Source organism: Edaphobacter sp., from assembly GCF_035532915.1.
In the GTDB taxonomy this organism is placed as follows: Bacteria; Acidobacteriota; Terriglobia; order Terriglobales; family Acidobacteriaceae; genus Edaphobacter.
The window spans coordinates 1-24,896 of sequence record NZ_DATKQC010000039.1 but is presented as its reverse complement, the minus strand read 5'-3'; the positions used below and the strand labels follow the sequence as shown (position 1 = coordinate 24,896).

General features: G+C 55.8%; 21 protein-coding genes and 1 pseudogene. 7 read left to right on the top strand and 15 right to left on the bottom strand.

Features of this window, described 5'->3' with window-relative positions:
- The first annotated feature begins 414 nt into the window (after positions 1-414).
- The 4 genes from VMU57_RS01840 to VMU57_RS01825 all read left to right on the top strand — a co-directional run bounded on the left by VMU57_RS01840 (position 415) and on the right by VMU57_RS01825 (position 2,663).
- Positions 415-732, top strand: a complete 318-nt coding sequence (locus VMU57_RS01840; protein ID WP_325380210.1) for a hypothetical protein — start codon at positions 415-417, stop codon at positions 730-732.
- A 189-nt stretch (positions 733-921) separates the two neighbouring features.
- Positions 922-1,833, top strand: a complete 912-nt coding sequence (locus tag VMU57_RS01835; protein ID WP_325380208.1) for a tyrosine-type recombinase/integrase — start codon at positions 922-924, stop codon at positions 1,831-1,833.
- Between the two features lie 138 nt (positions 1,834-1,971).
- The gene (locus VMU57_RS01830; protein WP_325380206.1) at positions 1,972-2,265 is read left to right on the top strand and encodes a hypothetical protein; all 294 of its coding nucleotides are present in this window, start codon (positions 1,972-1,974) and stop codon (positions 2,263-2,265) included.
- Between the two features lie 152 nt (positions 2,266-2,417).
- The gene (locus VMU57_RS01825; RefSeq protein ID WP_325380203.1) at positions 2,418-2,663 is read left to right on the top strand and encodes a hypothetical protein; all 246 of its coding nucleotides are present in this window, start codon (positions 2,418-2,420) and stop codon (positions 2,661-2,663) included.
- Between the two features lie 365 nt (positions 2,664-3,028).
- Here the strand turns inward: VMU57_RS01825 and VMU57_RS01820 are convergent, their stop codons facing one another.
- The 9 genes from VMU57_RS01820 to VMU57_RS01780 form a co-directional block, all read right to left on the bottom strand.
- Complete coding sequence (locus VMU57_RS01820) at positions 3,029-3,559, bottom strand: hypothetical protein (RefSeq protein WP_325380201.1); 531 nt, start codon at positions 3,557-3,559, stop codon at positions 3,029-3,031.
- Between the two features lie 112 nt (positions 3,560-3,671).
- Positions 3,672-4,502 (bottom strand): hypothetical protein, encoded by an 831-nt coding sequence (locus VMU57_RS01815; protein ID WP_325380199.1) that lies wholly within the window; start codon positions 4,500-4,502, stop codon positions 3,672-3,674.
- Between the two features lie 275 nt (positions 4,503-4,777).
- Positions 4,778-5,524: a hypothetical protein gene (locus VMU57_RS01810; RefSeq protein WP_325380197.1), complete on the bottom strand. Its 747-nt coding sequence runs from the start codon at positions 5,522-5,524 to the stop codon at positions 4,778-4,780.
- Positions 5,525-5,539: 15 nt separating this feature from the next.
- Positions 5,540-6,166: a tetratricopeptide repeat protein gene (locus tag VMU57_RS01805; RefSeq protein WP_325380195.1), complete on the bottom strand. Its 627-nt coding sequence runs from the start codon at positions 6,164-6,166 to the stop codon at positions 5,540-5,542.
- A 6-nt stretch (positions 6,167-6,172) separates the two neighbouring features.
- Positions 6,173-6,877 (bottom strand): hypothetical protein, encoded by a 705-nt coding sequence (locus VMU57_RS01800; protein ID WP_325380193.1) that lies wholly within the window; start codon positions 6,875-6,877, stop codon positions 6,173-6,175.
- Complete coding sequence (locus VMU57_RS01795; RefSeq protein ID WP_325380191.1) at positions 6,874-8,121, bottom strand: SPFH domain-containing protein; 1,248 nt, start codon at positions 8,119-8,121, stop codon at positions 6,874-6,876. Before VMU57_RS01795 ends, VMU57_RS01800 begins: the two co-directional genes overlap by 4 nt.
- 149 nt (positions 8,122-8,270) lie before the next feature.
- A complete protein-coding gene (locus VMU57_RS01790) occupies positions 8,271-8,987 on the bottom strand; it encodes a hypothetical protein (protein WP_325380189.1) in 717 nt (238 codons plus the stop codon).
- Between the two features lie 18 nt (positions 8,988-9,005).
- Entirely contained in the window at positions 9,006-9,590 is a 585-nt protein-coding gene (locus VMU57_RS01785; protein ID WP_325380188.1) for a hypothetical protein, read from the bottom strand.
- Between the two features lie 325 nt (positions 9,591-9,915).
- Positions 9,916-13,377: a choice-of-anchor tandem repeat GloVer-containing protein gene (locus VMU57_RS01780; RefSeq protein WP_325380186.1), complete on the bottom strand. Its 3,462-nt coding sequence runs from the start codon at positions 13,375-13,377 to the stop codon at positions 9,916-9,918.
- Between the two features lie 43 nt (positions 13,378-13,420).
- On the opposite strand from VMU57_RS01780, the gene VMU57_RS01775 reads away from it, so the two are divergent.
- Together VMU57_RS01775 and VMU57_RS01770 are read left to right on the top strand one after the other, a co-directional pair.
- Positions 13,421-13,609 carry a hypothetical protein gene (locus VMU57_RS01775; protein WP_325380184.1) on the top strand — a complete coding sequence of 63 codons (189 nt, stop codon included), beginning with the start codon at positions 13,421-13,423 and terminating at the stop codon, positions 13,607-13,609.
- A gap of 476 nt (positions 13,610-14,085) precedes the next feature.
- Positions 14,086-16,200 carry a winged helix-turn-helix domain-containing protein gene (locus tag VMU57_RS01770; RefSeq protein ID WP_325380182.1) on the top strand — a complete coding sequence of 705 codons (2,115 nt, stop codon included), beginning with the start codon at positions 14,086-14,088 and terminating at the stop codon, positions 16,198-16,200.
- A 108-nt stretch (positions 16,201-16,308) separates the two neighbouring features.
- Here VMU57_RS01770 and VMU57_RS01765 read toward each other — a convergent pair whose 3' ends face one another.
- Complete coding sequence (locus VMU57_RS01765; protein WP_325380180.1) at positions 16,309-19,785, bottom strand: TonB-dependent receptor; 3,477 nt, start codon at positions 19,783-19,785, stop codon at positions 16,309-16,311.
- Between the two features lie 212 nt (positions 19,786-19,997).
- Between VMU57_RS01765 and VMU57_RS01760 the strand changes: the two genes are divergently transcribed.
- Entirely contained in the window at positions 19,998-20,957 is a 960-nt protein-coding gene (locus VMU57_RS01760; protein ID WP_325380178.1) for an IS5 family transposase, read from the top strand.
- Positions 20,958-21,228: 271 nt separating this feature from the next.
- On the opposite strand, the gene VMU57_RS01755 is transcribed toward VMU57_RS01760, so the two are convergent.
- The 5 genes and pseudogenes from VMU57_RS01755 to VMU57_RS01735 form a co-directional block, all read right to left on the bottom strand.
- Positions 21,229-21,444, bottom strand: a complete 216-nt coding sequence (locus VMU57_RS01755; RefSeq protein WP_325380176.1) for a hypothetical protein — start codon at positions 21,442-21,444, stop codon at positions 21,229-21,231.
- A gap of 99 nt (positions 21,445-21,543) precedes the next feature.
- Positions 21,544-22,773 carry a site-specific integrase gene (locus VMU57_RS01750; protein ID WP_325380174.1) on the bottom strand — a complete coding sequence of 410 codons (1,230 nt, stop codon included), beginning with the start codon at positions 22,771-22,773 and terminating at the stop codon, positions 21,544-21,546.
- Positions 22,774-23,055: 282 nt separating this feature from the next.
- Positions 23,056-23,475 carry a recombinase family protein gene (locus VMU57_RS01745; protein ID WP_325380172.1) on the bottom strand — a complete coding sequence of 140 codons (420 nt, stop codon included), beginning with the start codon at positions 23,473-23,475 and terminating at the stop codon, positions 23,056-23,058.
- Positions 23,476-23,765: 290 nt separating this feature from the next.
- A complete protein-coding gene (locus VMU57_RS01740; RefSeq protein WP_325380170.1) occupies positions 23,766-24,329 on the bottom strand; it encodes a YceI family protein in 564 nt (187 codons plus the stop codon).
- A gap of 55 nt (positions 24,330-24,384) precedes the next feature.
- Positions 24,385-24,896 (bottom strand): annotated as a pseudogene (locus VMU57_RS01735) (electron transfer flavoprotein); the annotation flags it as partial.

Here is a 24,896-nt window from a genome sequence, read left to right as displayed (position 1 = left end):
TGGGCGCCGGTTGTTTACCTCATCATCCGTGGCGTCTGCTCCCTCTCGACGGCTGGACGCTGGAAGCTGGTCAAAATCGCGCTCACGATTCTGTTCTTGCCGTTCGTTATCCTCTGGCGATTCACAACAGCAGGAAGCGATTGCGGTTGCTGCTGCGACGAGGACGACTAACGACGGCGAGATCTTCCAGATCGCGCATTCGAACTACCGCAGCTCGACTCGATCCGCCATTTTTGTATTCACCACTTGGAGGCCACGAGCTCCGACGACCGGGTAGACCAAGCGGAGTTGTTGTTCGCTCAGGCCACCGTTCGCGCCACAACATCGTGCACGCATCCGCCGGATTCAGGTGTAACGAGGCACGCGATTCCTCACACGCGCACTTGTGTGCGATTCCAACTACTAGAGGTTTGTATGAAATCAGCGTCCATTCGCTTCATATCGCTCTGTCTGCTTTGCGCCGTGTTCCTCAGCGGCTGTAGATCCACCGGGTCGGAGTTCCTCGGCAAGTGGGTCAACAAGGCAAACCCAAACGACAGTTTTCAGGTCGTCCGCAACGGCGACGAATTCCTCATTATCAGCCCGGGTGGAAAAACCGGAGCCATCTATAAGGATGGTGCTCTTGAGGTCAAGGGATTGCTCATGTCGGCGGATTTAACCTACGTCAAGCAAACCGACACCCTTCTCGGGCCAGGCTTCTTCGGCAATGTTGAGTACAAGCGGCTGAAATAACCAGGCCGCTCACGCCACAGATCCACCGCTCAAACTCCACTGCTGTACGCTTCTCCTCACCTTATCTCCCAGAAGCTCGTGCGCGAATCACGACCCGGAAGCGCGGTGCCGTGCGCGCCTCTCGATATTCACTCCCTTTCGAATTTCCAACTTTGATTAAGTCCCTTCACCGGGACGAAAGGAGCCTTCGTGTCTTCCTGTCTCAACAAGACGACTCTCACAAACTCCGATTCGTTGAATGCACTGCGCAAAATGCTCGCGAACTCCGTAGTTTCCCGACACACAAAGCGCGCCTACCTGACTGCCTTCGATGATCTGATCGAGGCAGCGGCCGGCCGGCCCATCTCGCGCATGATTCTGATGGAGTACCGTGCCTCCATGATCGCGGAAGGCCTCAGCGCCGCGACCATCAACCAAAGACTCTGCGGGATTCGCAAACTCGTGAACGAAGCACGCGAGAATGGTCTCATCGATCCAGCTGAGGCAGTTCGCATCACCTCGGTGCCAGGCGTCCCGCAGAATGGCGTTCGGCTTGGAACCTGGCTCACGACGGAAGAAACTCAGCGCCTGCTTGCGACTGTCGACCGTACAGAGCTCATCGGCAAGCGCAACTTCGCAATTCTTTCCACCCTGTGCCACTGCGGGCTGCGTCGCGAGGAGACCGCGGCGCTCGACATGAGACTGATTCAGCGGCGCGAGGGCCGGTGGGTCATCGCTGACCTCATCGGCAAACGAGGACGGGTTCGGACCGTGCCGATACCCGCGGCGGCGAAAGATGCTTTGGACGAGTGGACCAGCGCTGCGGAGATCACTTCAGGTCCGATTTGGCGCGCCATGCGCAAAGGCGGCGCGATCACAGGCCTTGGGCTGAGCGCGTGGGCGATCTGGGATGTGGTGGTGACGGCCGCCAAAACCGCGGGGATCAGCCATCTTGGCCCGCATGATCTGCGCCGCACGTGCGCCAAACTCTGCCGCACAGCTGGCGGCGAGTTGGAGCAGGTTCAGGCACTGCTGGGGCACGAGGACTTGTCCACCACGGCACACTATCTCAACAGCACGCAGCAAATTCAACACGCCGTAAACGATCGCATCGCGCTTTGATGGCTCGGCCCTGGCACATGCGTTGCCACCTCGGTCAGAACCCCCCTCCCAACATCCACACCCTCACCATGGCCGCAGAGCTTCGGGGCAGGCGCACGCCTGCCCCTTTGCTTGCCTGCGGCAAAACAAGGAGCACAGATGTCCAACGACCAAAACCAGCAACGACGCAACAATCCGGGCGCAGCCGGAGATCCCATTCATTACGAAGCGCCGGACTGGCTTTCAACAGACGATCTTGAGCGGGAGCTCCTACTGGCAGTAGTGGCCGACTCAAGAAGCCTTTGTCCAGAAGAAAGGTTCCGACGGCTTGACGACTACTTCGCTGCAGACATGGAGGAGAACGAACTTCAGTATCGACGTTCCCTATTGCGGCTTCTCGCCGACTTCCGGCCACAACTCGCCGAACTGCTTGGCGGTCCGCGCGAACAGTAAACAGCGAGTACACACGGACCGAGCGGCACGCCTTCTCACGCCGCCATCTCTCAATCTCAATCTTCCTTCGCGCTCTCCACCCAAAAGCGCAGGCCCAAACACGCTGCGGTTTGGATTGGAGAGCGCCTCACCAATTCTTGGAGAAGAAAACCATGAACGAAAAACTCAACGTGCGCCTCGGCAATCCGGTTGTGATGTTTTTCTGGGCTTCCGCGATGTTTCTGACCGGAATCGTCGTCGGCGCGCACTGGCATCCATCGCACGCGCTCACGGCCGCGATTGCGCTCGCTGCCGGCGCGTTCACGATGCTGCATGAACTCGTCTGCTGTTTTGTGTGGTGCTCGTTGTCGGCCTGGTGGATCGGCCGGCGTATGGGCGAGCTCAAGGGCGGGCGCTAACGATCAACCAAACCGCCGCGACAGCATCGGCGCGGTTGCGCGTCAATCGCGTCGATGCTGTCGCGGCTGTCCTTAATCAGAACAAAATAAGCAACGAGAACAGACATTAGCGTGGGTAATGTGGGCCTCGGCAAAAAAATGGCCTGAGTGACAGCCAACCGTGCTCGCCCGCATCGCCGATCTGCTGCCATGGAACTTGGGAGAGAACCTCCAGACCCACACTTTCCAAGCTGCCTGACCACACTTCCCGCAAGTGTCCACTTAAAATACTTGGACACTTCGCAGATCCAGCGACTAGTCGGGATCGGTCAGTCAAGAGGGGATCACCACACGGTTACCTTTCTCATGCCCATGACAAAGAATAGTCAATCACCCTTTGCGAGCTTTCCTACGAATGTTACGCCGTTCCAGCGAACGTCACCACCCATGGACTTACACCAGAATTCCACTCTTTTGCGAATTGGGTGATTTAGAATCCCGTCAAAGCAGACACCCCAGGAATCTGTCAAAGCGACAATCGGCTTAAAACGATCGAGACCGGTCGGCTCAAAGGCCACGATCTCCCAGCGACGCCAACCCCAATTGTTTACGCTCGTTTTACTAAAAAACGGTGTGACGAGGTCAGGCGTAGCATGATGGCTGTAGTTGCCCCAAGCCGCATACGGCGACTGCGGTACGGCTTTCGTGCCATCTACGATCTGATGCCACTCATTGTATGACTCCGTACATGCCTCTGGAGCGAGCCCAAGCGTCGTGCTGTTTGCTTGCAGCATGTTTGGATGTGTTCTCAGGAATTGATCAATTGCAGCTTGCTGTCCCGGTGTAAACCTGACGATGTGACGACCATCAGGTGTAGTTTCTGTCTGTTGTGCCTTAACAGACGATGCTATCGCCATGATCGAGAGTAATGCGACAACTAATAATCGCCTTACCATGATTAACGCCCCTTTCCCGATTACCTTGACAAAGGTCCAAGAATATTAACTCCCAGACGATTCCTTTTGCCGACTATCGACTGCAGGCTATGCACAGCCGCCACGCTTCGTTCTCGTAGGAAATTGAAACGAAGGATTTGACGACGCGGGGTTTCCCAAAAAACCCAGCGGTGACTTCTGTCGGCACCATCTCGTATTCGATAGGGATGTGATGGGGGTCTGCGATTGTGGAGCTGAGAATCCGTGGATTTCTAAAGTTCGCGAAACGCAGGCCAGCCAAATCCTGGTCCAGTGTGTAGTACCTGCTGCGCTTTGCCTTCGCAGTAAACACCTGCTTCTCCCCAATCGTGCGAACATACTCGAGCCGGATCAGGTAGTCAGTCAGGCCAGCCGAATATGTGCTCACGAGCGGGGCCTGATCGTTGTCACCTTTGTCCGACGGGTCGTAGCATGCATGACAGGTGAAAAGAGTGTTGTTCGCCGTCGACAGATCGATCTGTCGACTGAGCACCGTCTGTGCGATCCCCAGGGTGAGGGATCCTGGACCCTTAGGAACATTGGCTGAGCCTCGATAGAATTTCTCCGGCTCACCGCCCACTCCAAAGTCCCGAGTTAGCATATTTGGCCCAATCAGCGTCAATCCGCCGCTGCCGCAGGTGAAATCATCTGATTGTGACCATGGTGCGTCTAAGACATTGTGATCCACGTGCCACGTGCCATCGTTCCCAAGTTCCCCTGTTGAACAGGAACCGCCTGCGGAGAATTCGATGTAGCTCTTCCTATCGGCTGAGATCCATTTGCCAACAACCTTCTTGTTAATGTTCGCAATCTTTTGAGATGTCTGGCCCAGCACCGGGGCGATCAAAAGCGCGATTGCAAGCAACGCCAAATGTGCCCTTTTCATGAAATCCCTCCTTACTGCGATGTGATTGGAATCTGCAACGGATCATCCGGCAACGCACTAATTCGGAGGATTCCACAACCCTCTCAACGATACTTACGCGAGGACATTGCAGGAATAATGCCATCAGACGCTTCGCACGGCTCATGGCCAACATGATTCCGACGGGCACATCAGACATAACAAAGCACGTCAGGCCCCCAAAAAAGGGACCTGGGCGCCCATCTCTGTCACCGAGCTTTGTATGTCAGCGCTGGTTAAGCGAATCTGAGCCAGAGCTATACCCCAACTGCCGCGCCTTTCTTTTCGCGGAGCATCTTTCTGATTGTCTGAATTGCACGTTCTGCCGTCGTAGTAGGTATCTCGCCCCCGCCCATCTTCTGGATCAGGGACGGATCGCGGAGCGCCATACTCACAGAAGTTCCTCCAGACGTAGTAAGCCTGAAGGTTTCGGCCGCATTGAGCTGCAATCCCTGGAATTGAGTTCCTGGGAGGCTGACACTGACAGTATCCGAAAGGGTCTGGACGGAAACCACATCACGGTAGAAATACTCGTCTGTGGCTTCGTTCACCGGATTACCTGTGATCAGGTCCAGTGCGCACCGATAGACGAGAAGTTGATTCTGCGTGAAGTTAATAATGGTCGAGTTGATCGGAGTGAAGCGCAAGACGTTGTCTCTACCCTTCCGGTAGCCAAACTTCGCCGGTCCGAGGTTGCTGAGCCGGGGACCCGTGACGATCACCCCCTCGCCAACAATTTCGGAAGCATCAATCCCCATCTTCTCCAGTGATCGCTGATTCAGTTTCTTCAGGTCCTCCTGCGTCCACTGGTCAATCTCGGTATCCGAGGCGACCTGTGAAGAGTTGTAAATCGCGAATCCGCCACCAACCACAAACAGCAGACCCACTACCTTTACTCCGATCGGGCCAAGCAACATCAGTACGCCAATGACAATCAGGAAGATTGCCCACTTGGGAAACTTGCTCGTGAAATACTTCTCAATACTCGCGCGATTGGGGTCCATTTGTTCCTCCTTGTGTTAGTTTTGTTTTGCAAAGATCGCAGCGCCAAGGGAGGCTTCTGGAATGCTCATTAGAGCCAGTCCTTGTGCAATTTCGTTACGGTCGAAGTGCTTGCCTCGCGCTCCCTCAAGGAGTTCGGCGGGAGATGGATTGGGGACTCGAAGGCCGTTCACGACGTAGTAATCGTGCCGCATCGCCGCCAAAACAGCATCGTGGCGTCCGTTGTCGGGCTCGAGCGTCATTGCGGTAAGCAATAGCTGCTCCGCCGTGCGAACGGTGTTGAGCGTCAAAACACGGGGACGCCTGCCTTTCATACATCCGATCGCCTTGTAGTAATATCCTGACGCTACCTCTGGATGCGCATCGATCAGTCTTCCAAGATACTTGTCGGCCGTCTCGTAAAGCCCCAGTCGCAAGTAGCATAGGCCCATACTAAGCAGCGCATCCTGGTCTTCAGCGTCGCCCTTCAGAATCTCCGAATTGCGGGCAATGTACTTCTGAATTGCCGGTCTATCGAATTTCTCAAGATATGCAACTGAAGTGATGAGTATTGCCGAACGGCATTTTTTGCAGGTGTTTGCCTGTAGCGCCTCGATGTCGAATGTCCAGCCGCATTGAGGGCAAGTCTCAACAGTTCCTATCACGGATTATTAACTCCTCCGTTGTGCCAACGCGTCTATACCGCTTATCAGCTTCTTCACTTCACCAAGGGTGGATTCCTCGGGAGGCACGTTCGTAGACGCCTCAATCTGAGCCAACAACCTAGCGACCTCCGGCTGCAAGGCTGGATCGCGGCGAAGCGCTTCGGAAAACCGAATATGCTCTGAGCACCGCTGCAAATCCAGTTTCCAGCCCACACCGGCTGCATTGCAGGAGATGGCATCGCACATCTTGATAAGGCCGTCAATGGTCGCTCTGGATCTCACGGCCTCACTGTGTCCTACCTGGTGAGCAACAGCTACTAACTGAAGGAGGGCCACATACACAACGGCGGCACCCAATTCAGCGATACAGATCACGTAATAGGTCCGAGCATTGGATCGATCAGGAAGAAGGAATCGAGTGAACAGGAGCATCGTCACCACTGCAACTACGTTATAGATGAACGCGACAAGCACCGTTGCCGAATTGACCGGGATCAGCGAGCCAGGATGACCATCCTTGATCGCTGTGTAGATTAGACCAGCAAAGAGGAGAATCACTTGACCAGTGCTGAACCATGCGGTGAATGTGAACGTGTTGCTTCTGGAGGACGGTTCCGATATTCCGTAAAAAAGAAATAGCACCACGACCGCCAAAAGGAGGCCCGCAAAGGCGAGGATCGCGACACCCTTGATTCGTGAATCCGCAGTCATAATTTCTCCCCGCATTCATTACAAAACTTCGCGTCAGGTGACAACTCCGCGCCACACTTGGCACACTTTTGTGCCGCCAAGGACGATCCGCAATTTGCGCAAAACTTTGAAGTGCTGAGGTTCGAAGTTGAACAGCCAGGACATGACCTGAGATTCTGTTGCAGGCTTTCACCGCAGGTGGGGCAAAACTTGGACGACTGCGCTATGGATGCTCCACACTTGCTACATTTCGATAACGTCGCAGCCATAGAATCTTTAGCGAGGACTCCGGCAGGTGCAGCGACACCGAATCCCATTCCTATGCCCATAGCCGCACCCATCACAGAGCCCGCGGCACCGCCGCTCTCAGCGGCCCCCTCAAGAACATCGAATTGGCGCTCGGTTTTATAAAAGTCCAGATTCCTGTGGTACGCCTGGCCAACAACATCAAGTCGGGCTGCCTCATCAAGCATCGACCGCAGACGTTGGACACTTTCGTCTTTGCTGTCAAAATTGATGCTCTCAACAACAAAATTCACGAGTTCTGCCCCGAAGGTCTGAAACTCAGACTGGAGAACTTCATGAGTCTTCTTGCCAAGCTTAAGCACCTGAGAGGGTAGGTCCAACACGGAGACCTTCTGCTCGCTCAACAATGTCCCCACCGATTGCTGAAGAGATGTAATTATCAGAGATTCGAGCAGATTTCTGGCAGTGTCGTTGGCCGTAGTTCCGACGGCGCTCAATGCTATGTCTTTCAGAGCTATGTCGTTGCCGATGTTAGCGACCCGCGCGACGAACCCTTTTGAGGCTATATCCGATGCAACGCTGCGTCGTGTGCCGGCTCCTCCCGCTCCTGCAATCTGAGTCACAAACTCCCGAGTGTTTACGACTCGAAGCCCGAATTGCCCATAAGCGCGGAGAGGAATGGTGACTTTATACCGTGGGTCGAGGATCATAAACGGGGTCTTTGTTCCCCAATTCTGCCCCACGGCTACTGCTTTACTGACGAAAAAGACCTCGGCGGAGAACGGAGTTTTTCCTCCGAAAGACAGGTTTACGACTCTCTGGAGGAAGGGGAGGTTGGCGGTCGTTAAGGTATGTGTTCCGGGGCTGAAGAGATCAAGAGCCTGGCCACCTTTATAAAAGAGAGCTTCCTGGCTCTCGTTCACGATTACTTGCGCGCCGAGGCTTAATGAGTCATGGGGCCATTTCCAGACCAAGATGTCTGGCGGACCATCGAATTTGACCCTATCGAGAAGCGCCACTTCAGTTACCTCTTTCAATGTGAAATGAGCCGTACGGCTGGGCATCGATATTCACATCGCTGCTTGCCGTGTTCTTCTTCCTCTTGTGCCCTGAAAGTTGCGATGGCGATTACTCAATCAGGGCTTCCTTAGCCTAATCTGCGCATATCTTACTGAACATCGGAGACCTTGCCATCCATGAAGATCACCTTCATGTCCTTGTAGACATAAATCATCTTGCTTCCTAAATTGACGATCTTGTCTGGCGCTCCAAGTGCTGATTTCACCTGATCCGGTGTCTGACCGAGCGCGACAGTCTTGGTTTGTGCAGCCTGCGCCTCCGATTGGGGGATAAGAACCGCATCTACGACCTTCTCGACTGCATCTGCGTCTGCGGTCTCCAGAGAGTCCTTAGGAAATTTGAATGCCAATGTCGAAACGTAGCGAATCTGCCGGGTAGTGCCGTGTATTGACGCATCGTAAGTTTCTGAGGTTATAACGTCGAATCTTACTGAATCGTTAGTGACCCAAATCCGAGTAACGTAAAGGTTTTCGCCAGCCTTGAAGGTTTTGTTTGTGTTCTCAGCGCCTTTGGAGAAAAAGGCGCCACCAAATCCGCTGGGCTCGGACAGCGTGCCATCTGTAACCGTTGTAGTGACATTGCCAAAGTCGGTCGAGGGATTCGCATAGAGACCGTCCTTTTGAAGGACCATTGTCTCTCCAGGCTTCGTAATGCGGAAGTGGTCAATGCCGATTTTCGTGATTTGGTATTTTGCTTCGAGTGCTTCTTTGAGTGCGTCATGGTTACTGGCATTTGCTGAAGCCCCGCCAGCTAGAACAACGAGTAACGGGCACATGCACATGGCTTTCAACATCGCAGCCTTCATCAGATCTCCTTTGCGTTCTTACTTGCCAGATTTTGATAATGTAACTTCATGGTCCCCATCAACGTAGGCGTTCAATGAAGCCCCCTTTGCGACGTCAACACTCTTTCCGTGCTTGAAGGCGCCGGAGAGACCCAGCATAAGAGCTGCCTTGCTTTGTTCTCCACCTTGTGAAGAGTTCGCGCGAAGACGCACATTGCTTCCGTCTACCGCCTTCACGTAGTCAAGGGAGTAGGCGAGACTGCCGGAGTGACCCCATCGGCCCTTCGGTTCAGCTTCAGTCACATGCCCTATCACCGCTGCTCCCTTTGCCATAACGATGACATCGCCTACCTTTATGTCCTCAACGAGGTTCCCATGCACGGGGTCGTTTTGATGACTCTTCTCCGAACTCAACGCTTCTGTAATGGTGACGGTCACAACTGTGCCATCGGGTATTTTCACAGTCTTCGATTCTGTCTGCTGAGCAGCAACGCTTGCATGGAATACAAAAACACTCAGCGCGCTTACTAACACGCCGCTCCAGACAGCCGACCTGCGAACGGTGCCACTTGAGACAGGCGATGTTTTTTCTTGTTGATTTTCACGGCACGATTGAGATGTCATTCTATTCTCCATTTCCCAGGGACCTGTTCGGTCAAGTGAGTGGTGGTTACCGTTCGATTGCCGAGAGGAAGCCTCTCGATGCTGAGCCTTGCGACCTACATTCAAAGCTGTTCGAGGCGGCTTCATCGGGGCTCCGATGAAGCCCCTTGATATGTCGGCCAGCTCTGGTAATGTCTGATCTCACGGGCCTAGCTGGGCGGAACCCGAGACACCACGTGTAGCTCGGTTGTTGCCAGTCGCCGGTAAGCGGATTTTCCTGAACTGCATTTTGTTCTCCGAAATCGTGGAACAGCCGCCTTGCAGAATCGAACGGAACAACTCGACTTCACGGCTGAGCGGGGACTGACGGGCTAGGGATGCCAATATGTGCTCGCTTCCTGAGCAGCGGAGTAATCGCTCCTCTGGTAACTTCCGGGGTCTCGAATTGAGCCTTGGCGGCAGTCAATGCCGTAAGGTTTGAGATACGGAAAATGACACCGTCATCGTTAACCCCTCCGTAGGCGGTTGTGCCATAAAGACTTCCGTCGGGGCCTTGAATGAGCGCAGATTCCGGCCATGAGCCATCCGATTGGCCAGTAAACGAATAGAGAATTGTTACGTTGCCGAATGAGTCCATTCTGAACACCGTGCCGCAGCCTGGCCCATATCGTCCGGCGCACGAGGCGTCTCCGCCGCCTTCCGTTGTGCCATAAAAATAGCCGTCGGACGCCTGCATTAGCTGTGCCGGGTAGGCCCCATCGGGGCCGGAGAAAGAATGGAGGAGTGTAAAGTTGCCCGCAGCGTCGATTTTGAAAATAGTTCCACAACCTTGCCAGGGCGCGCCCCCAGAGCACGCGGTGGTCCCGCCGAAAAGAGTTGTGCCGTACACGCTTCCATCAGTGCCCGAGATCAATGCTGCATCGGGGAACGCACCATCCTGCTCCGTGAAAGAATGGAGGGTCTTAATGGCGCCGGATGCGGCCATTTGGAAGACCGTACCGCAGCCGAGAGTGGCATAGGAGGAACAGGTCAGAACCCCTCCACCTGCTGTCGTTCCGTAAAAGTCTCCGTCCGATAGCCGTAATAAGCCGCCTGCTGGGTAGGCGCCTTCAGAACCGGAGAAAGTGTGGAGAGGGGCGAATGCGTTTGACGTGTCGACACTAAAGATGCTTCCGCAGCCGGACTGAGCTACCGCTCCGAGCGTTCCCGTACAACTCGTGTTTGCTCCGACTTCGTTTGCGCCGTACAAGACTCCGCTGCTATCTTCTGCAAGTGAAGCGTCTGGACCGACTCCCAGAGGAGAACTGAAGGGGCCAAAGGAATAGATTGATGTAAAGCCGGCTGCTGCGCTGAAGTTGAACACAGTTCCGCAACCTGCCGGTGTTGAAGTCCCACCTGCTGCGCATTCGGAGGTGTTCAGGCCGCCATAGACAGTCGTGCCGTACCAAACGCCGCTGGGAGTCTGTGTAAGCGAAGCAACTGGGTATGCTCCGTCCGTTCCAGAGAAGCTATACAGGGTCGTTACGTTCCCTGAAGTGTCGCTCTTGTAAATCGTGCCACAGCCTGCGAGCGACGAGATATATCCGCAGGATAGATCTCCCCCTGCTTCAGTGACCCCATACAGATTCCCGTCGCTTCCGAAAACGGGAGCTGCCCACGGATTCGCGCCTTCCGTAGTGTGATTGAACGAATGAAGTATCGTTATTGAGGGGCCAGCGACAACATTCACGGTCGCCATTGCGCTTTGGCTAGTATCGGATGAATTTGTGGCGATGACGTGATACGTCCCACTCTGATTTGGCGCCGTGTAGATGCCCTCGTTGCTGATGGTTCCACCCGTCGCTCCTTCTTCCACGCTCCAAGTCACGTTGCCTCCACCGATGACTGTTGCCATAAACGTCTGGGACTCGCCTCCTGGCACGGCAACCGTTGAAGGACTAATCGTCACCTGTCCAGGACTGAGATTCACCGTCATCTGTGCCGGCGGAAAGGGCACGGGGAGGGCCAGGATTGACGCTGAAACATCAAATGGCCCCCCAGGAGATGTTGGGGCCGTGTATTGTGCCGTCGTCGGAGTAACGGGACTGACTGTGCCGTTAACACTGCCGCCGGAGACAGACCACTGAAGTTGCGGGTTAAGCATATTGGCGACATTGGCTGTGAGGGTAATCGCTTGCCCGGGCGTGAGCGTTGCGGAGGGTGGCGTGATATTCATGCTGACTTGCGCAGTTTCCCCGCCGTCACTCACTGCTTTGAAGACGTCACTCATCACATTTTGATTGTTAACCAGGTCAATATGGTCAAACGGATACGAGTAATCTCCATTGCCCGGATCGTTTCCCACCAAGCGCACGAGATTTGGGAGCGAAGAATCGGATGGGAGTGCACTTGCAACGGGCACTACCCCGTCATTTGGTGCCCCGGCAAACAAATCGCGGGTCCATATGCCCCACCATTGCAGGAAACTCTGGTCTCCTCCGACGGCGAGAATCTCGGTTTGGGACAAGTTATTTGCCGCAGCCGCTTGCGCGGCTGGAGCCGCACTTCCAGGGACGTTTACAGGAGCCAGCTCTGGAGCGATGATCTTAAGTTGCATTTTTTGATTTTGTGTAATCTCTGGATCGATTACGGTCGCTATATAGTCGAGCGGTTGGTTCAAATGAAGTGTGAGCAGCCCGTCCGCATCCGACGCTAGTGGGGTTCCGTCGATTGGGCCTGCAACAAGTACGACGTGAGCAAGCTTTGCTTTCACGCTAGGGGAGAGGTCTTTAGCGGACGTCAGGGCGACCAGCGTCCCTTCACTGTGCGCCTCGATATCGATCGTCCCGCTGAAGGAGCAGGAGGATGAGAAGAGCGAATTGAGACTATTCGCCATGTCAAGGCTCGAGCTGCCGATGGGCTGAGACCAGTCATAGTTGATTCCGTAAACTGTGTCATAGGGCCCATGAGTTGTACAGCTTGCGGTTCCAGCTTTCAAAGCGCAGGAAGCGACTCCGTTTGTTCCGCCGAATGAATCCTGCGCGTCGCTGAGAATTCCGTGTACGAGAACAAGAACCCTGGTGCTGCCCGTTGGACAAGTAGGCGAGTTGGTAAACAAATGTTTCGAATCGTCCCACTGCGTGAGTGAAGCAGTAGTTAGTCCGTTCCCTACTGCGACGGCAATGCCAACCTCGAGCGCACTGGAGGGCTCTATCATGCTTGGGTCAACAGTCAAAGTCGTCGCATTCGAAGTCGCATCGTAAGTTGAAGGGAGAGAGAAGAAATTGTTCGTTCCATTATTGACATTCAGGACGCCAAAGGCATTTTGAAGCTGAGTTGCGCTTAGGCCTTGCCCCCCCTGAAGGACAAAAGTGATGCCAGACGTACCAGCCGCCGCGGTCGCGTTTGACGCAGCATTCGGTCTGAATCGTGGTTCGCTCACAGCAGCGCCCACTCCCCCCACTGCCGGAGAAAAAGACATGAGCAATGACGGGCCAATGCCGCCGAAGACAGGATTGGTGGGCTGCGTCGCAACGGAGCTTAGCTGGAGCGTTGCGGTGGTGTTCGCAGTCAGGGTGCCCGCGGGAATCGTGACACTGTTCCCACCCGGCAGCGAAATCGTTCCACCCGTGGAAGCAACAATTGGCTGAGTCGCGGTCGCAATCGTGCCCGCGATGAGAACGGAGAAGGATCCAGACTTGGTGGAATCTGCAGTACTGGTTGCGGAGACGGTCACGAGATACGCGGCCGGAGCGGTTGCCGGGGCCTGATAAAGTCCAGAGGCATTGACGGCTCCATAGGTCGAGCTTCCTCCAGATGTCCCATTCACTGCCCAAGTGACACCAGAGCTATAGCTGCCCGTCCCGGAGACCGTGGCCGAGCACTGGCTGGTCTGGCTTGTTGGCACGCTTGTTGCGGCGCACGTAACATTCACCGAAGTGATCGTCGGGGATTGTGGCGGTGTTGTGCTGCTGCCGCCTCCGCCACCGCATCCGGATGACAATACGCAGCCGGACAAGACGCAAAAAGAACCGAACCGCAAGAAAGCGTTCGATAATTGACGGTAACAGAATCCTTCAGCTTGGCCGACCTTTGCTCTGAACATCTGAAGTCCTCCGATTCCTGGTCCCGACCGTGAACTTCCATTGCCGCGCAAGCCGCGGAGAGACGCAGAAGTTCCTTAGGCAGTACGGAATTACAGCTCAACGGCGAGTGATTTGAAGGTTTGCGAGCGGCTACGCTGCCACGATCCCTCAACACTCCCTTGCCAATCTCACATCACGGACCATCGTCTGGGCAGCACACAGGAAATCCCCCCTGTTGTCCTGGCTGCTTGAGCACACCTGCACATTTGCCCAAGCACGGATCTTCGTGTAGAAGACCCGCTAAACTGAACAGAATGAGGGTTTTGTTACAGGTGTTCCCCATGACCTGTTATGCTGATGGCCAAAGAGTACATCCGAAGATTGTGAGTGGGGTTGAAAAGGTCCTGAAAAAGCCCTGAAAAGTTCTGAAAGCCGGCTGGTGGAAAGAAATCATGCCTTTTACGGAATCCATTAACGAGGTTTCGGTCAGGTTTGAGGGCTTCACGGTCGATATGCGCCGCCGCGGGCTGTATCGCGGAAACGAGCGCATTCACCTCACACCCACCCCCTTCAAGGCTCTTGAGTTCCTTATCCGGCAGCAGGGGCGGGTCGTTTCGAAGGACCAGCTTCTGAATGCCGTATGGGCCGGCCTGCGGGATGAGAACACCGTCGAGCAAGCCATCCGACAGATCCGGCTCGCGCTGGGGGACGACAAGGATCAGCCTCGGTTTATCCAGACAATTCCTGGGGTTGGATATTGCTTTATTGCGGAACTGGAAGCGGAGGCAATCCCCGAGTGTGAGCCGGAACCGATCATCCCAACGGGGCCTGCGGACAACGCCCCTCGCGCTGAAGGCAGGACGTGGAGGCTCATCCGAAAGGCTGCTCTTCCAATGGGCATCGGCGCTTTTACCCTTCTCATTATTCTGATTCTTCTGCTGCAAAGCCCGTCGCGCTTGGCAGCGACGAATCCTGTGAAGATTACGCGATCACAAACTCTTGTCTTGTCGCCGCTTCTCAACGACGGCACCCACATTGCTTATCCACAGTATGAGGACGGCCGGTATTACGTTGCAGAGGCAGCTATCAACGGAGGGGAGAGTACCACGGTTCCGACCGGGCTTCCGAATCCGGAGCTATGCGATGTGGCACCGGATGGGTCCGCAATGCTGCTCAGAAACCTGATACGCTCTCGTAACGATGAAGAACCTCTTTACGTTCAGGCCGACGGCGGAACGGCACAGAGGCTTGGGGATATTATGGCCTACGATGCGGCCTGGTATCCGGATGCGAAGCGCATTATCTACTCCGCCGACAGCGCAGTGTATTCGACGGACCGCGCGGCAAAATTCAGCCAGCGGCTTTTCAATGTTCCGGGCAATGCATTCTGGTTCCGGTGGTCGCCGAACGGCAAGAAGCTGCGATACACGGTCATCGATAAGAAGACCGAGGCAACTTCGATTTGGGAGGTCGCGACAGGCATTTACAAACCGCATCGACTCTTTCCGAAGATATCGAACCACCTTTGCTGCGGCACATGGACGCCGGACGGAAAGTTCTTCCTGTTACAGGCGCGCGTTGAGAATACCTTTCAAATATGGGCCCGGCAAGAAGCGAGCAGTTTCAATTTCATCCGTCACGACCAGCCTTTTCCATTGATCTTTGGCGCGATGAACTATCGTGGACCGCTGGTGAGCAACGATGGCAAGAAGCTGTTTCTGAGGGCCGAGAACCCCAAAGGCGAGCTTGTGCGCTATGACTCCAAGTCCGGGGAGATTATCCCCATGTTGCCATCGATCTCAGTGCGAACGCTTGCATTCTCCAAGGATGGAAATTGGATCGCTTTTACCACCCTGACGGACAACAATTTGTGGCGGTGCCGCTCGGACGGAACAGAATGCCTCGAACTCACGCAAGGCTTCAGGAATACGCTCATGCCCAGGTGGTCTCCGGACGGCAAGATGGTCGCTTTTATGGGCTTGCGCTTCACCGGGGAGTGGGGAGTCTTCGCTGTCCAGGTGAACGGTGGAACAATACATCCTTTGTTCGTTGAGAATCAGGCGGAGGGCTATCCCGACTGGTCGCCCGATGGACAGCACCTGGCTTTTTCGGAAGTAGTTCCAGTTGCTCGCCCCAATGGCGTGCATGTGCTGGATCTGCGCACGAACCAGTTGTCAACGCTGCCGAAATCCACGGACTTCTACTTGCCGCGCTGGTCACCCGACGGACGCTCCATTGTTGCGCTCCACTTTGGTGACCAATTTGTCTACTTGTTCGACTTTGCCACCTCGACATGGCGCCAGCTTACCGAGATTCCGGGCGGTTATCCGAACTGGTCAAGCGATGGTAAGGCTGTATATTTCCTTTCAAACACAGCCAGAGGCCGTACAGTCTTTCGTGTATCTGTCGCCGATAGAACGATAGAGAAAGTTACCAATTTTGAAAGTGTTGATCCCAGTCCGTTTATTCTGGGCGACTGGATGGGACTAGCCCCGGGCGATGCACCACTGGCCGTTCAGGATATGACGACCGATGACATCTACGCGTGGGATCTGACGGCGAAATAGCTCGTCCGCCATTCAAATTCAGGCTCGGATCGAGAGTTCGGCCCCTGGCAACCATAAGTGATGATCGGCAGCTTTCGCGGCGTAGCTACCATCAGACAGAAACAGGCTTCAGAAGCGATAAAGCAATGACAACTGGAGCTGCCGGGCACCGGAGAGCGTGCTGGTGATCCGGCCTTCGAGGGAATTGTCCGGCCAATTGGCCGCTGAGACTCCATCCGCGGATGAAGTATAAGCCGGCGCCGCATAACTGGCGATGTTCCCCACATTGAAGGCGTCCACGCGTAGCGTGAGAGCCTGCGACTCCACCGTTGAGAACGACTTGAAGAGCGAAAGATCGACAACGCGGTAGCCGGGGGCGCGTTCCGTGTTGATGTGAGCGGTTCCGAAATTCCCCGCCTGTTCCTCGCCGTAAGCGCACACACCGTTGTCCAGCCCCGTGCATGGATTGGCGGAAGGGTCGGTTCCGAACCAGTGCTGCACCGACCGGTGCATGATGCGCATCGGCCTGTACTGGTTTGACCGCGCCGAACGGGAGTGGAGGTTGGCATTGTTCGGGCTTGTCATCGTAATGGGAAAGCCGGAATAGAGAACGACATCTCCAGAGAGCTTCCATCCACCAAACGATTCATCCCATGCGCGCCTCCACTTGGCGCCGAAACTCCTTCCAAGCCCGAAAGGCAGTTGCCAGACCGCAGTGCCATTCAGTGCTTGGCGCGTATCGAAGCCGGACGGGCCGTAGTCCGCATGGGGATGGGTGTAGTCTTGCCAGTACACGCTGTTGTTGTCGACCCCGGAGATCGCGAAAAAACCTGGACTGTTGGTCAACGATTTCGACCACGTGTAGTTGAGTGTGCATTCCAGCCCGTCGCTCCGGTGACGGAAGACAGCCTGCATTGCGTTGTAGTTTTCCACGCCCTCCGACTCGGTGAGAACCACATAGCCGTTAGCCCCGACGAGGTTCGAGAAGGGCGCCGACGTCGGCACGCCCGCCACCGTCCACTGATTGGGCGAAGCCGGTACAATGAGGCGCCTGCCTATCTCTCCGACGTAGCCCACCTGAGCCGTGGTCGAGCTGTCGATGAGGTATTGCATTGTCAGGTTGAACTGCTGCACTGCCGTGGGCCGCAGATTCCTGGCCCATGCGTTGTACTGCGTTTGGCTTGCGGCTCCGGCTGCCGGAAAGCCGCTTGTCACGCTCAAAGGATCACCGGCGCTGACGTTGCCCGGAGTGGAAGGCGCGTTAACGAACTGGGTCAGGAACGGAGCGTTCTGCGTTAATCGCAAGTTGGCGCCAGTGCCCTCCAGCCAGTCGGTGATGCCGTATCCGCCGCGCAGAACAAGACGGGGTTTGAACTGCCAGGCAAAGCCGAAGCGCGGCATCCACTCACCGTAATACGGTTCGTAGAGAGCGCGGCTGTTGCCGTTTTGACCGGCAAACTCCAGGCAGGGATTGGAGGGGGCATCGGCGCTTGTGCAGGAAGCAGCCGCGGCGATATTAACGTTGAGTTCCTTGTTGTTCACCTCGTAGATCGGTTGGTCGTATCCATAGCGCAGGCCCAGGTGAAGAGTAAGGCGTGGAAGCAGGTTCCAATCGTCCTGCACATAATAGGCATCACGATACTGGCGCTGTCCTGATGGTCCATTCACTCCGCCAACCTCACTCTCAAAGGACTGGTCCAGGACGAAGTCCGCAAAGCCATAACCGGATGCGCCGGCCACATTCGGATCTTGCGTGTAATAGCCGCCGTACAAGAACTGCCCCATTGCCCCGGCATTCCCTGCGTAATAGCTGTTCTGCTGATAGCGGGTGATCTGGACACCGGCATTCGTGATGTGCTTTCCGTGCTCCCATATCAGATCGTCCGCATAGTTGAAGTCATTGTCTACGAAGCTCGTGACGATGGCGGCCGTGCCGAGGTTGTTTTCCGGACTGGAGACGTTGATCAGACTGAAGCCATCGAATGGCTGGTTGAACGGTATACCCAGGTTCTCGTCGCCCGACATTCCAAACTTGCCTGACGGGTCGGTGGGAATACCCGTGTTCCATTCAATCCGCGAGATGCCCGCACGGAGTTGATTGACGGCGGATGGCGAAAATGTGTGCACCCAGTTCATCACCCCGCTGTGAAATGGATAAGCATTGCTGGCTGGGAAGATGACCGGCAGCACAGCCTCCGGAGTGATATCGTAGGCATCTCCGTCGGAGTAACGGAACATCAGTGAGTCTTTGCTCCCGGCGGCGTAGTCCACGCGAACGTCGCCCTGGTTGTTTCGGCGGATCGTCTTGGTGGGAGCCTGGTAGTTGTTGGAATCGACCGTACCCGGCGATGGGGCGTGGTTCGGCATCGGATAAAGTTCAGGATGCGCAAACAGGTACGATGCAACAGGGTTGTTGAGCGGAATCTGGTTATCAGTATATGGGCTCGCGTTCGCGTAACCGCCGGTCGGATTCGTTCGCGACACCGCAGGGTTGTAAAGCGGGATACCGTTCACTGTCAGCAGTTCGGAGAAGTCGCAGGACGTCACACCGTTATTCGGTGTACAGGTGCGCATCTTCGCAGTTGCCACGCTGGCCGCGTTCTTGCCGGCCACGACATTCCGTGTTCCCAGGTAGTCTCCGAAGATGAACAAATGATTCTTGCGGATGGGCCCGCCAGCCGCGGCGCCGAACTGGTCCTGGTGGAAACTCCCCTTGGGAAGACCGGAGTAGTTGTTGCTCCACGTGTTCGCAGCAAGATCCTGATCCTCGAAATAGTCGTAGAGACTACCGTGAACCTGGTTCGTGCCTCTCTTGGTCACCATCACAATTTCGCCGCCGTTCACGTCGCCGTACTCGGCGTCGGCATCCGCGGTGATCACGCGCATCTGCTGCACAGCTTCCGGCGCGGGGTTGTAGCCAATCAGATTGTTCAGCGTCTCGTTGATCTCCACGCCATCCAGGATGTAGCTGTTGCCCTGCTGGCGATTGCCGTTGAATGAAGGCACTGTCACGGAGCTCGTGTCTCGCTCATAGCCGGAGGGGCCTCCCATCAGACCGTAGGTAGGGTTCACAGCGCCGGGCACGAAGGTGCCGGCTGTCTGCACGTTAAGCCCGCCGAGCGGAAGGCTCTCGATTGTGTTCGAGGTGACGGTCGTCCCGAGCGTCGCGCTCTGGGCCTCGAAGATGGCGGACGGCGCGGCGGACACATTCACCGTTGTCGAGATCATTCTCAATTGAAGCGTGAAGTTGCACTGGGCGATCTCGTCGATCTCCAGTGCAAGCGGGCCGAAAGACGTGGTCTTGAAGCCTGGCGCCATTGCCGTGATTTTGTAGGAGCCAATGGGCAGGAATTGGAAGTTGTAGAGGCCGCTTGGATCTGCCGCGGTGCTGGTCTTTACGCCTGTTGCCACCTCTGTCGCGGTGATCGTCGCCCTGGCCACCGCTGCTCCCCAGGGACCGGTAACGGAACCGCGGATGGCTCCAGTAATCGTCTGAGCAGTCGCGCTGTTGCCGGAAAATACCAGGACTGCTGAGGTCAACAGTCCAACAAAACAGCTCATGAATTTGGGCGAAATCGTCGTGGCACGGGCCGTCTTAGGTCGCATTCTTCTTGTCCTTGGATCGCGTATCTGTCTTTCCGCACGGCGCGGCGTTCGAGTGAGTTCGGACCGTGAAACCTATTCCTGCAGATGCCCTGCGATTCCCGCCATACCATTCACGATATACGCTCATGGCGACAGCGACCTTTAAGGAGCCTCTGCTTAAGTTCCCTACCCGCATCGAGATTGAGTAAAGTTGAATCAGGATGGAGAACGCGATGCGGCAGATGACATTGGCAAGCCAGGCGAGTTTTGAGAAGTACGCGCGGAAGAGCCGTCGTGAAGAGTTTTTGAGCGTGATGGAAGTGGTGGTTCCGTGGCAAGAGTTGGAAGCCCTGATCGAGCCGTATTATCCCAAGGCGGGCAACGGCCGCCAGCCGGTTGGCTTGTCGATCATGCTGCGCGTCTACTTTCTGCAGCAGTGGTTTAATCTCTCCGACCCCGGTGCCGAGGATGCGCTCTACGAGTCGCCCGTGCTGCGCCGTTTTTCGGGCGTCGACTTGGGCCGCGCCGCGGCTCCCGACGAGACCACGATTCTTCGCTTCCGCCGCCTGCTGGAACAGCATGGACTGTGCGGCCAGATTCTGGACACGGTGAACCATTACCTGGCGGGCAAAGGCCTGCGCATCGCCACCGGCACTATCGTCGATGCCACGATCATCGCGGCTCCGTCTTCGACCAAGAACAACAAGAAAGAACGCGATTCAGAGATGCATCAGACGCGCAAAGGGAACCAGTGGTATTTCGGTGCCAAGGCGCACATCGGCGTTGATTCCAAGTCGGGCATCGTGCACTCGGTGTGCACCTCGGCGGCCTCGGTATCGGACATGCATATGCTGCCCGATCTGTTGCATGGCGCAGAGAAGAAGGTCTGGGGTGACGCAGGCTACCAAGGGCAAACGGAGGCCATTCACGCAGTTGCTCCAGAAGCGCAGGACATGACTTCGCGGCGAGCAAAACACAAGGGCGGTGTCGATGAGGTGGAGCGGCGCAAGAACCGCACCAAGGCCAGAGTGCGCTCGAAGGTGGAGTGGCCCTTCCGCATCCTCAAGCGCGTCTTCGGATTTACCAAGGTTCGTTATCGCGGCTTGAAGAAGAATCACGAGTGGCTGCTGGCGGCCTTCGCTCTGGTCAATCTCTACCAACACCGCAAGCTGCTGGTCCCGCAGGGGGCGTAGCGTCTCTGGAGGCCGGAAATGGCCTCCAGAGACAAACAACAGCTCCAACAACACGCGACCTCAAGCCATCCTGCCTGCAATTTCGGCTGGAAATGCGGAGGAACCTCTTCGAATCGCAATCACGCCATAAAATGGCGAGCTGTGCAGAGGCTCCTTAACGGCACCAGGGTTTCTACGTGCTCGGTATCCTGCTGTCCAAGTAGTGGGCGTGTAAGTGCTGAGTTATTGGTTTATCTGATTGTGGTTTGTCTTGCTGCTGTCCAACTCTTGCTTACCACGTCAGAGGCATCGGCAAGTGTTCGCAGAGTTGTCTTGCGGCGGGCGGTCCTTCCAGAGGGGCGTTGAGCCAAGCCCACAGGTCTCTGAAGATGAACAACTGTTGGCGCAGCATAGCGGCCAGATTGGAAAGCGACCAACCGAAGGTGGATTTCATCTGCAGGTATTTCAGGATCAGCATGGCGATTAATGCCGTCCATACCTTCGTCACCTGGCTTGTGAATGGTGAGACCTGGTTCCGCAGGTTTCACAACCATGTTTACTGTTTGTTGAGTCAAAGCGGTTGGTCTCGGTAGTGAAATAGACAGGGTCAATACCATCTGATTTCGCTCACCGCGGCGATGTGTTCCTCAGCTGCAGCCGGGCGCAAGTACCGAAGCGTCGTCTCAAGATCAGCATGGCCGGCATACGCCATCACGGTGCGCGGGTCGACCTTGTTCCGGAGCCAAGTTGTGATGCAGGTGCGGCGGAATTTGTGCAACTCAAAATCGTCGCAGCCGCGTTCTCCCTTGAGCCCTTCGATGCAGTTAGGGCAGTGACCGCACGTAATCTTTGCGCGGCGCGCCATGCACTTGAGCATCTTTAATAACTTCGTATTGGGATTGCCGTTGGATGACGGAACGATCAGGTTCTGGCCAGGGTGAGAGTCTTTCCAGGCGCTGAGCTCATCCAGGAAGTCACGTGGAATGGGAATATCGCGCTGTTCATAATCCTTCACCTTGAATTTGTAAATCTTGCCATTGCGCCCCCGCACCTTCTTGCCGCGCACCCGGAATACGGATTCCTCCCAGCTGATGTCGCTGAATTCGGCAAACTGTACCTCTTGGTCGCGCAAACCGAATTTGAGCGCCAGGTTGCAGACCATCTTTTGGTATGGGTTGGCAATGCCGAAGAGAGCCTTGAGCTGGGCCTGGGAGTAGATGGTGGGCAAAGCCATTTCGTATTTCGGTTTTGGAGGAAAGATCTTCTCATCGACGCCGGCCCAGCGCAACATCGATTGCAGCCGCTGCCGCTTGTTGAAGATGGTGCGCGCCTCTCTTCCCTGATCGCGAAGCCGCTGATCGAAATTGAGGATTGTTTCGCGCTCAACCTCGTCGACGAAGGTTGTCTTAGTGGCGGCGAGGAACTCGGCGCTGACGAGAATTGCCTGGCTTCTGGCCTCGAGCGCGTTCCTCTTAAAGGCATCTTCGACGTAATCGTTGAAGGAGTCAGCTAGGCGCACCCGCTTCTTTTTAGCTTCGTCAGGATCGATAACAATCAGGCCTGCAGCTTCAGAGTCGGATCGGGCCTGAAGCTTCCCGGCGATCTGAACGCGCAACGCTTCGGCATCGGCCGCAATTTTGCCGGCGGGCTTGTAGGTGGTGCCGTTCTTCTCGACGCGAATGTCGAATGTAAAATTATCGCCGATGTTGACTTCGGACTTTTCGCCGGTTTTGGGATCCTTGAATTCGGCGATTCCGGCGCGTACGCGTCCAGTGGAACCGTAGACGGCTGGTCGCCGGCTCCACTTCGGATCGGAGGCACGTTTGAAGCGAATCATGAGAGTGGCTTTGGGCATGGTCGAGAGCCTCTTTGGGGTATTATATCCCGACAACTACCCGACAAAGAACTTAAATGATTGATTTTAAATATTTGGTCGAGAATCCCCCTCTCTCCGCCAGACCTTCCTGCATCTTCCTCATTCCATTCTCAAATCATAGAAAATAGGATGCTTAGACGATTTCCGTATCGTCCGAGTTGTCTGCATTTTCCGTCGAATTCGGCCCCTGGGACGCTTTTTGCATGACAACGGCCGGGATGCATGACAACGGAGAACGCGATCTCACCACTGCGTGAATCCCGCGTAGAACTCTGGCCCACATCCGCTAGCATTCCGTCCGATCTGACGGCCTTCGAGCTTGGCGCGCCGCATGCCGGACCTGACCCGTTCGATGATCAAGCTGCGTTCGAGTTCGGCGACTACGCCGATGATGGTCACGACGGCGCGGCCCAGCGGACCGCCGGTATCGATGTTCTCGCGGAAGCTGATGAACTCGATCTGCAGGCGGTTCAGCTCGTCAAGCACTTCGAGGTAATGCTTCACCGAACGGGCGATCCGGTCTGAAGCCAAGACCAGAACGGCATCGAAGCGGCCGCGGCGTGCGTCCGCCATCATGGCATCAAGTCCAGGCCGGCGGGCCTTTACGCCGGAGATTTTGTCTGTGAACTCGGCAACGATCTCCAGGCTGCGGCGGGTCGGCAACCGGCCGCTTGAACCTTCGAAACCGTGCTCGATCCATTCCCGACACTACGGCGGGACTGACCCGCGGAGCGTCGCCTAACCGTAGGTCAATGAGTGACTCGGCGTCAATCCAGCATCCTGCCCGAGCAGATCGGCGAACCCTGGCCTACCTATGGTGACTCATCCGATCATGAAATGAGTGCATTGGCGGATGTTGCAGTCGTCGAGAATAACTTCTCGGAGCGGGAGCTCAGCTCGCTTCAGCCCTGATGGTGACGCACGACATCGTTGCGTGCAAAGGAGGCGGTTCTCTATTTTGAAATCGTGCCCTCAAGAAAGAGGTCGATCGCGACGTCTTTGTCCGCTTTCCAGAACATAAAGCTTGGATCCTTCAGTCCCCATTGGATGTATGGTACGACAAAATGAGCCTTGGCCGTTGCGGTTGTGCCTTCAAGATGGACAAGGATGGGGATGGTGATCTCGCGAGGCGTGCCGAGGAGTGTGAAGATACCAGTTACCTGGATGGTCGAGTCGCCTGAACGAGCTATGGCGCCGGTATAGGTCTTCGGTTCAAAGGAAACAGTTGCGTACTGTTCGACCTTAAGGATGTCCTTGTCCATCTTTCTGTCGCGCATGTCATTGCCGGTCTTGCCGCTGCCGGCGAGGACGACCACCGAACCCTGCATTTTAGGAGTGCTGGGGTCAAACTCAATCGATCCGGATTGGACGTGAAAAGTACCGTTGACGAGCTCGTGGGTCGTTTTGAGCGTCATCTTGACCTCGCTGGCATCGGGATTGACGACGAAGGTCTGATGCTGGGCGAATGCGGCTGGAGCGAGTACGGCAGCGAGGGTGAAGACTGTGAGGGATTTCATTTCACCTCTTCTATGGTGTTTTACCTACTGATAGTTGTTTCTAGCGTGGCTAGATTTAAGCCGGCGACTGTATTGGAGCATCGGCGGCGTTGTGGGCGACGCGAGTCAGCTTTGCGGTCACGCGCATCACGCCGGGCCAGACCCTGAGGCAGAACGGTAATACAGCGCGTGCGAATGAGTTGTTCAAGCCGTCGGCGGCGACCTCGGCAAGACGCATCTGGGGCAGCATTGCGGAGCGCAGTTTTGGCTGAAAGACCTGCGCTGGCTCCGCTGCAAGATACGCAGCGGCGGCACAGCGGGCAGTATGCAGCGCGATGGATATGCCGTCACCGGTGAACGAGGGGATGACGGCGGCCTGATCGCCAATGCAGTAGAGCCCATCCTCCGTTGTGCGACGGATGTAACCGTAAGGGATATGAGTGATGACGATCGGTTTGTCGAGCAGCGGCTCCGCACCGTCAAGCCGCATTGCGAGGTGGGGACAATCCTGCTGCATCTTCGCAAGAAGGCCCTCCCAGCGAAGACCCGCACGTGCAAAATACCACCGTTTCACCACACAGCAGAAAT

Bases quoted from the DNA above. Each gene is read 5' to 3' on its own strand.
- VMU57_RS01765 (WP_325380180.1), bottom strand. From the start codon at position 19,785: ATGCGACCTAAGACGGCCCGTGCCACGACGATTTCGCCCAAATTCATG.
- VMU57_RS01770 (WP_325380182.1), top strand. From the start codon at position 14,086: ATGCCTTTTACGGAATCCATTAACGAGGTTTCGGTCAGGTTTGAGGGC.
- VMU57_RS01750 (WP_325380174.1), bottom strand. From the start codon at position 22,773: ATGATTCGCTTCAAACGTGCCTCCGATCCGAAGTGGAGCCGGCGACCA.
- VMU57_RS01790 (WP_325380189.1), bottom strand. From the start codon at position 8,987: ATGAAGGCTGCGATGTTGAAAGCCATGTGCATGTGCCCGTTACTCGTT.
- VMU57_RS01810 (WP_325380197.1), bottom strand. From the start codon at position 5,524: ATGGACCCCAATCGCGCGAGTATTGAGAAGTATTTCACGAGCAAGTTT.
- VMU57_RS01785 (WP_325380188.1), bottom strand. From the start codon at position 9,590: ATGACATCTCAATCGTGCCGTGAAAATCAACAAGAAAAAACATCGCCT.
- VMU57_RS01800 (WP_325380193.1), bottom strand. From the start codon at position 6,877: ATGACTGCGGATTCACGAATCAAGGGTGTCGCGATCCTCGCCTTTGCG.
- VMU57_RS01740 (WP_325380170.1), bottom strand. From the start codon at position 24,329: ATGAAATCCCTCACAGTCTTCACCCTCGCTGCCGTACTCGCTCCAGCC.
- VMU57_RS01840 (WP_325380210.1), top strand. From the start codon at position 415: ATGAAATCAGCGTCCATTCGCTTCATATCGCTCTGTCTGCTTTGCGCC.
- VMU57_RS01830 (WP_325380206.1), top strand. From the start codon at position 1,972: ATGTCCAACGACCAAAACCAGCAACGACGCAACAATCCGGGCGCAGCC.
- VMU57_RS01815 (WP_325380199.1), bottom strand. From the start codon at position 4,502: ATGAAAAGGGCACATTTGGCGTTGCTTGCAATCGCGCTTTTGATCGCC.
- VMU57_RS01760 (WP_325380178.1), top strand. From the start codon at position 19,998: ATGCGGCAGATGACATTGGCAAGCCAGGCGAGTTTTGAGAAGTACGCG.
- VMU57_RS01825 (WP_325380203.1), top strand. From the start codon at position 2,418: ATGAACGAAAAACTCAACGTGCGCCTCGGCAATCCGGTTGTGATGTTT.
- VMU57_RS01820 (WP_325380201.1), bottom strand. From the start codon at position 3,559: ATGGCGATAGCATCGTCTGTTAAGGCACAACAGACAGAAACTACACCT.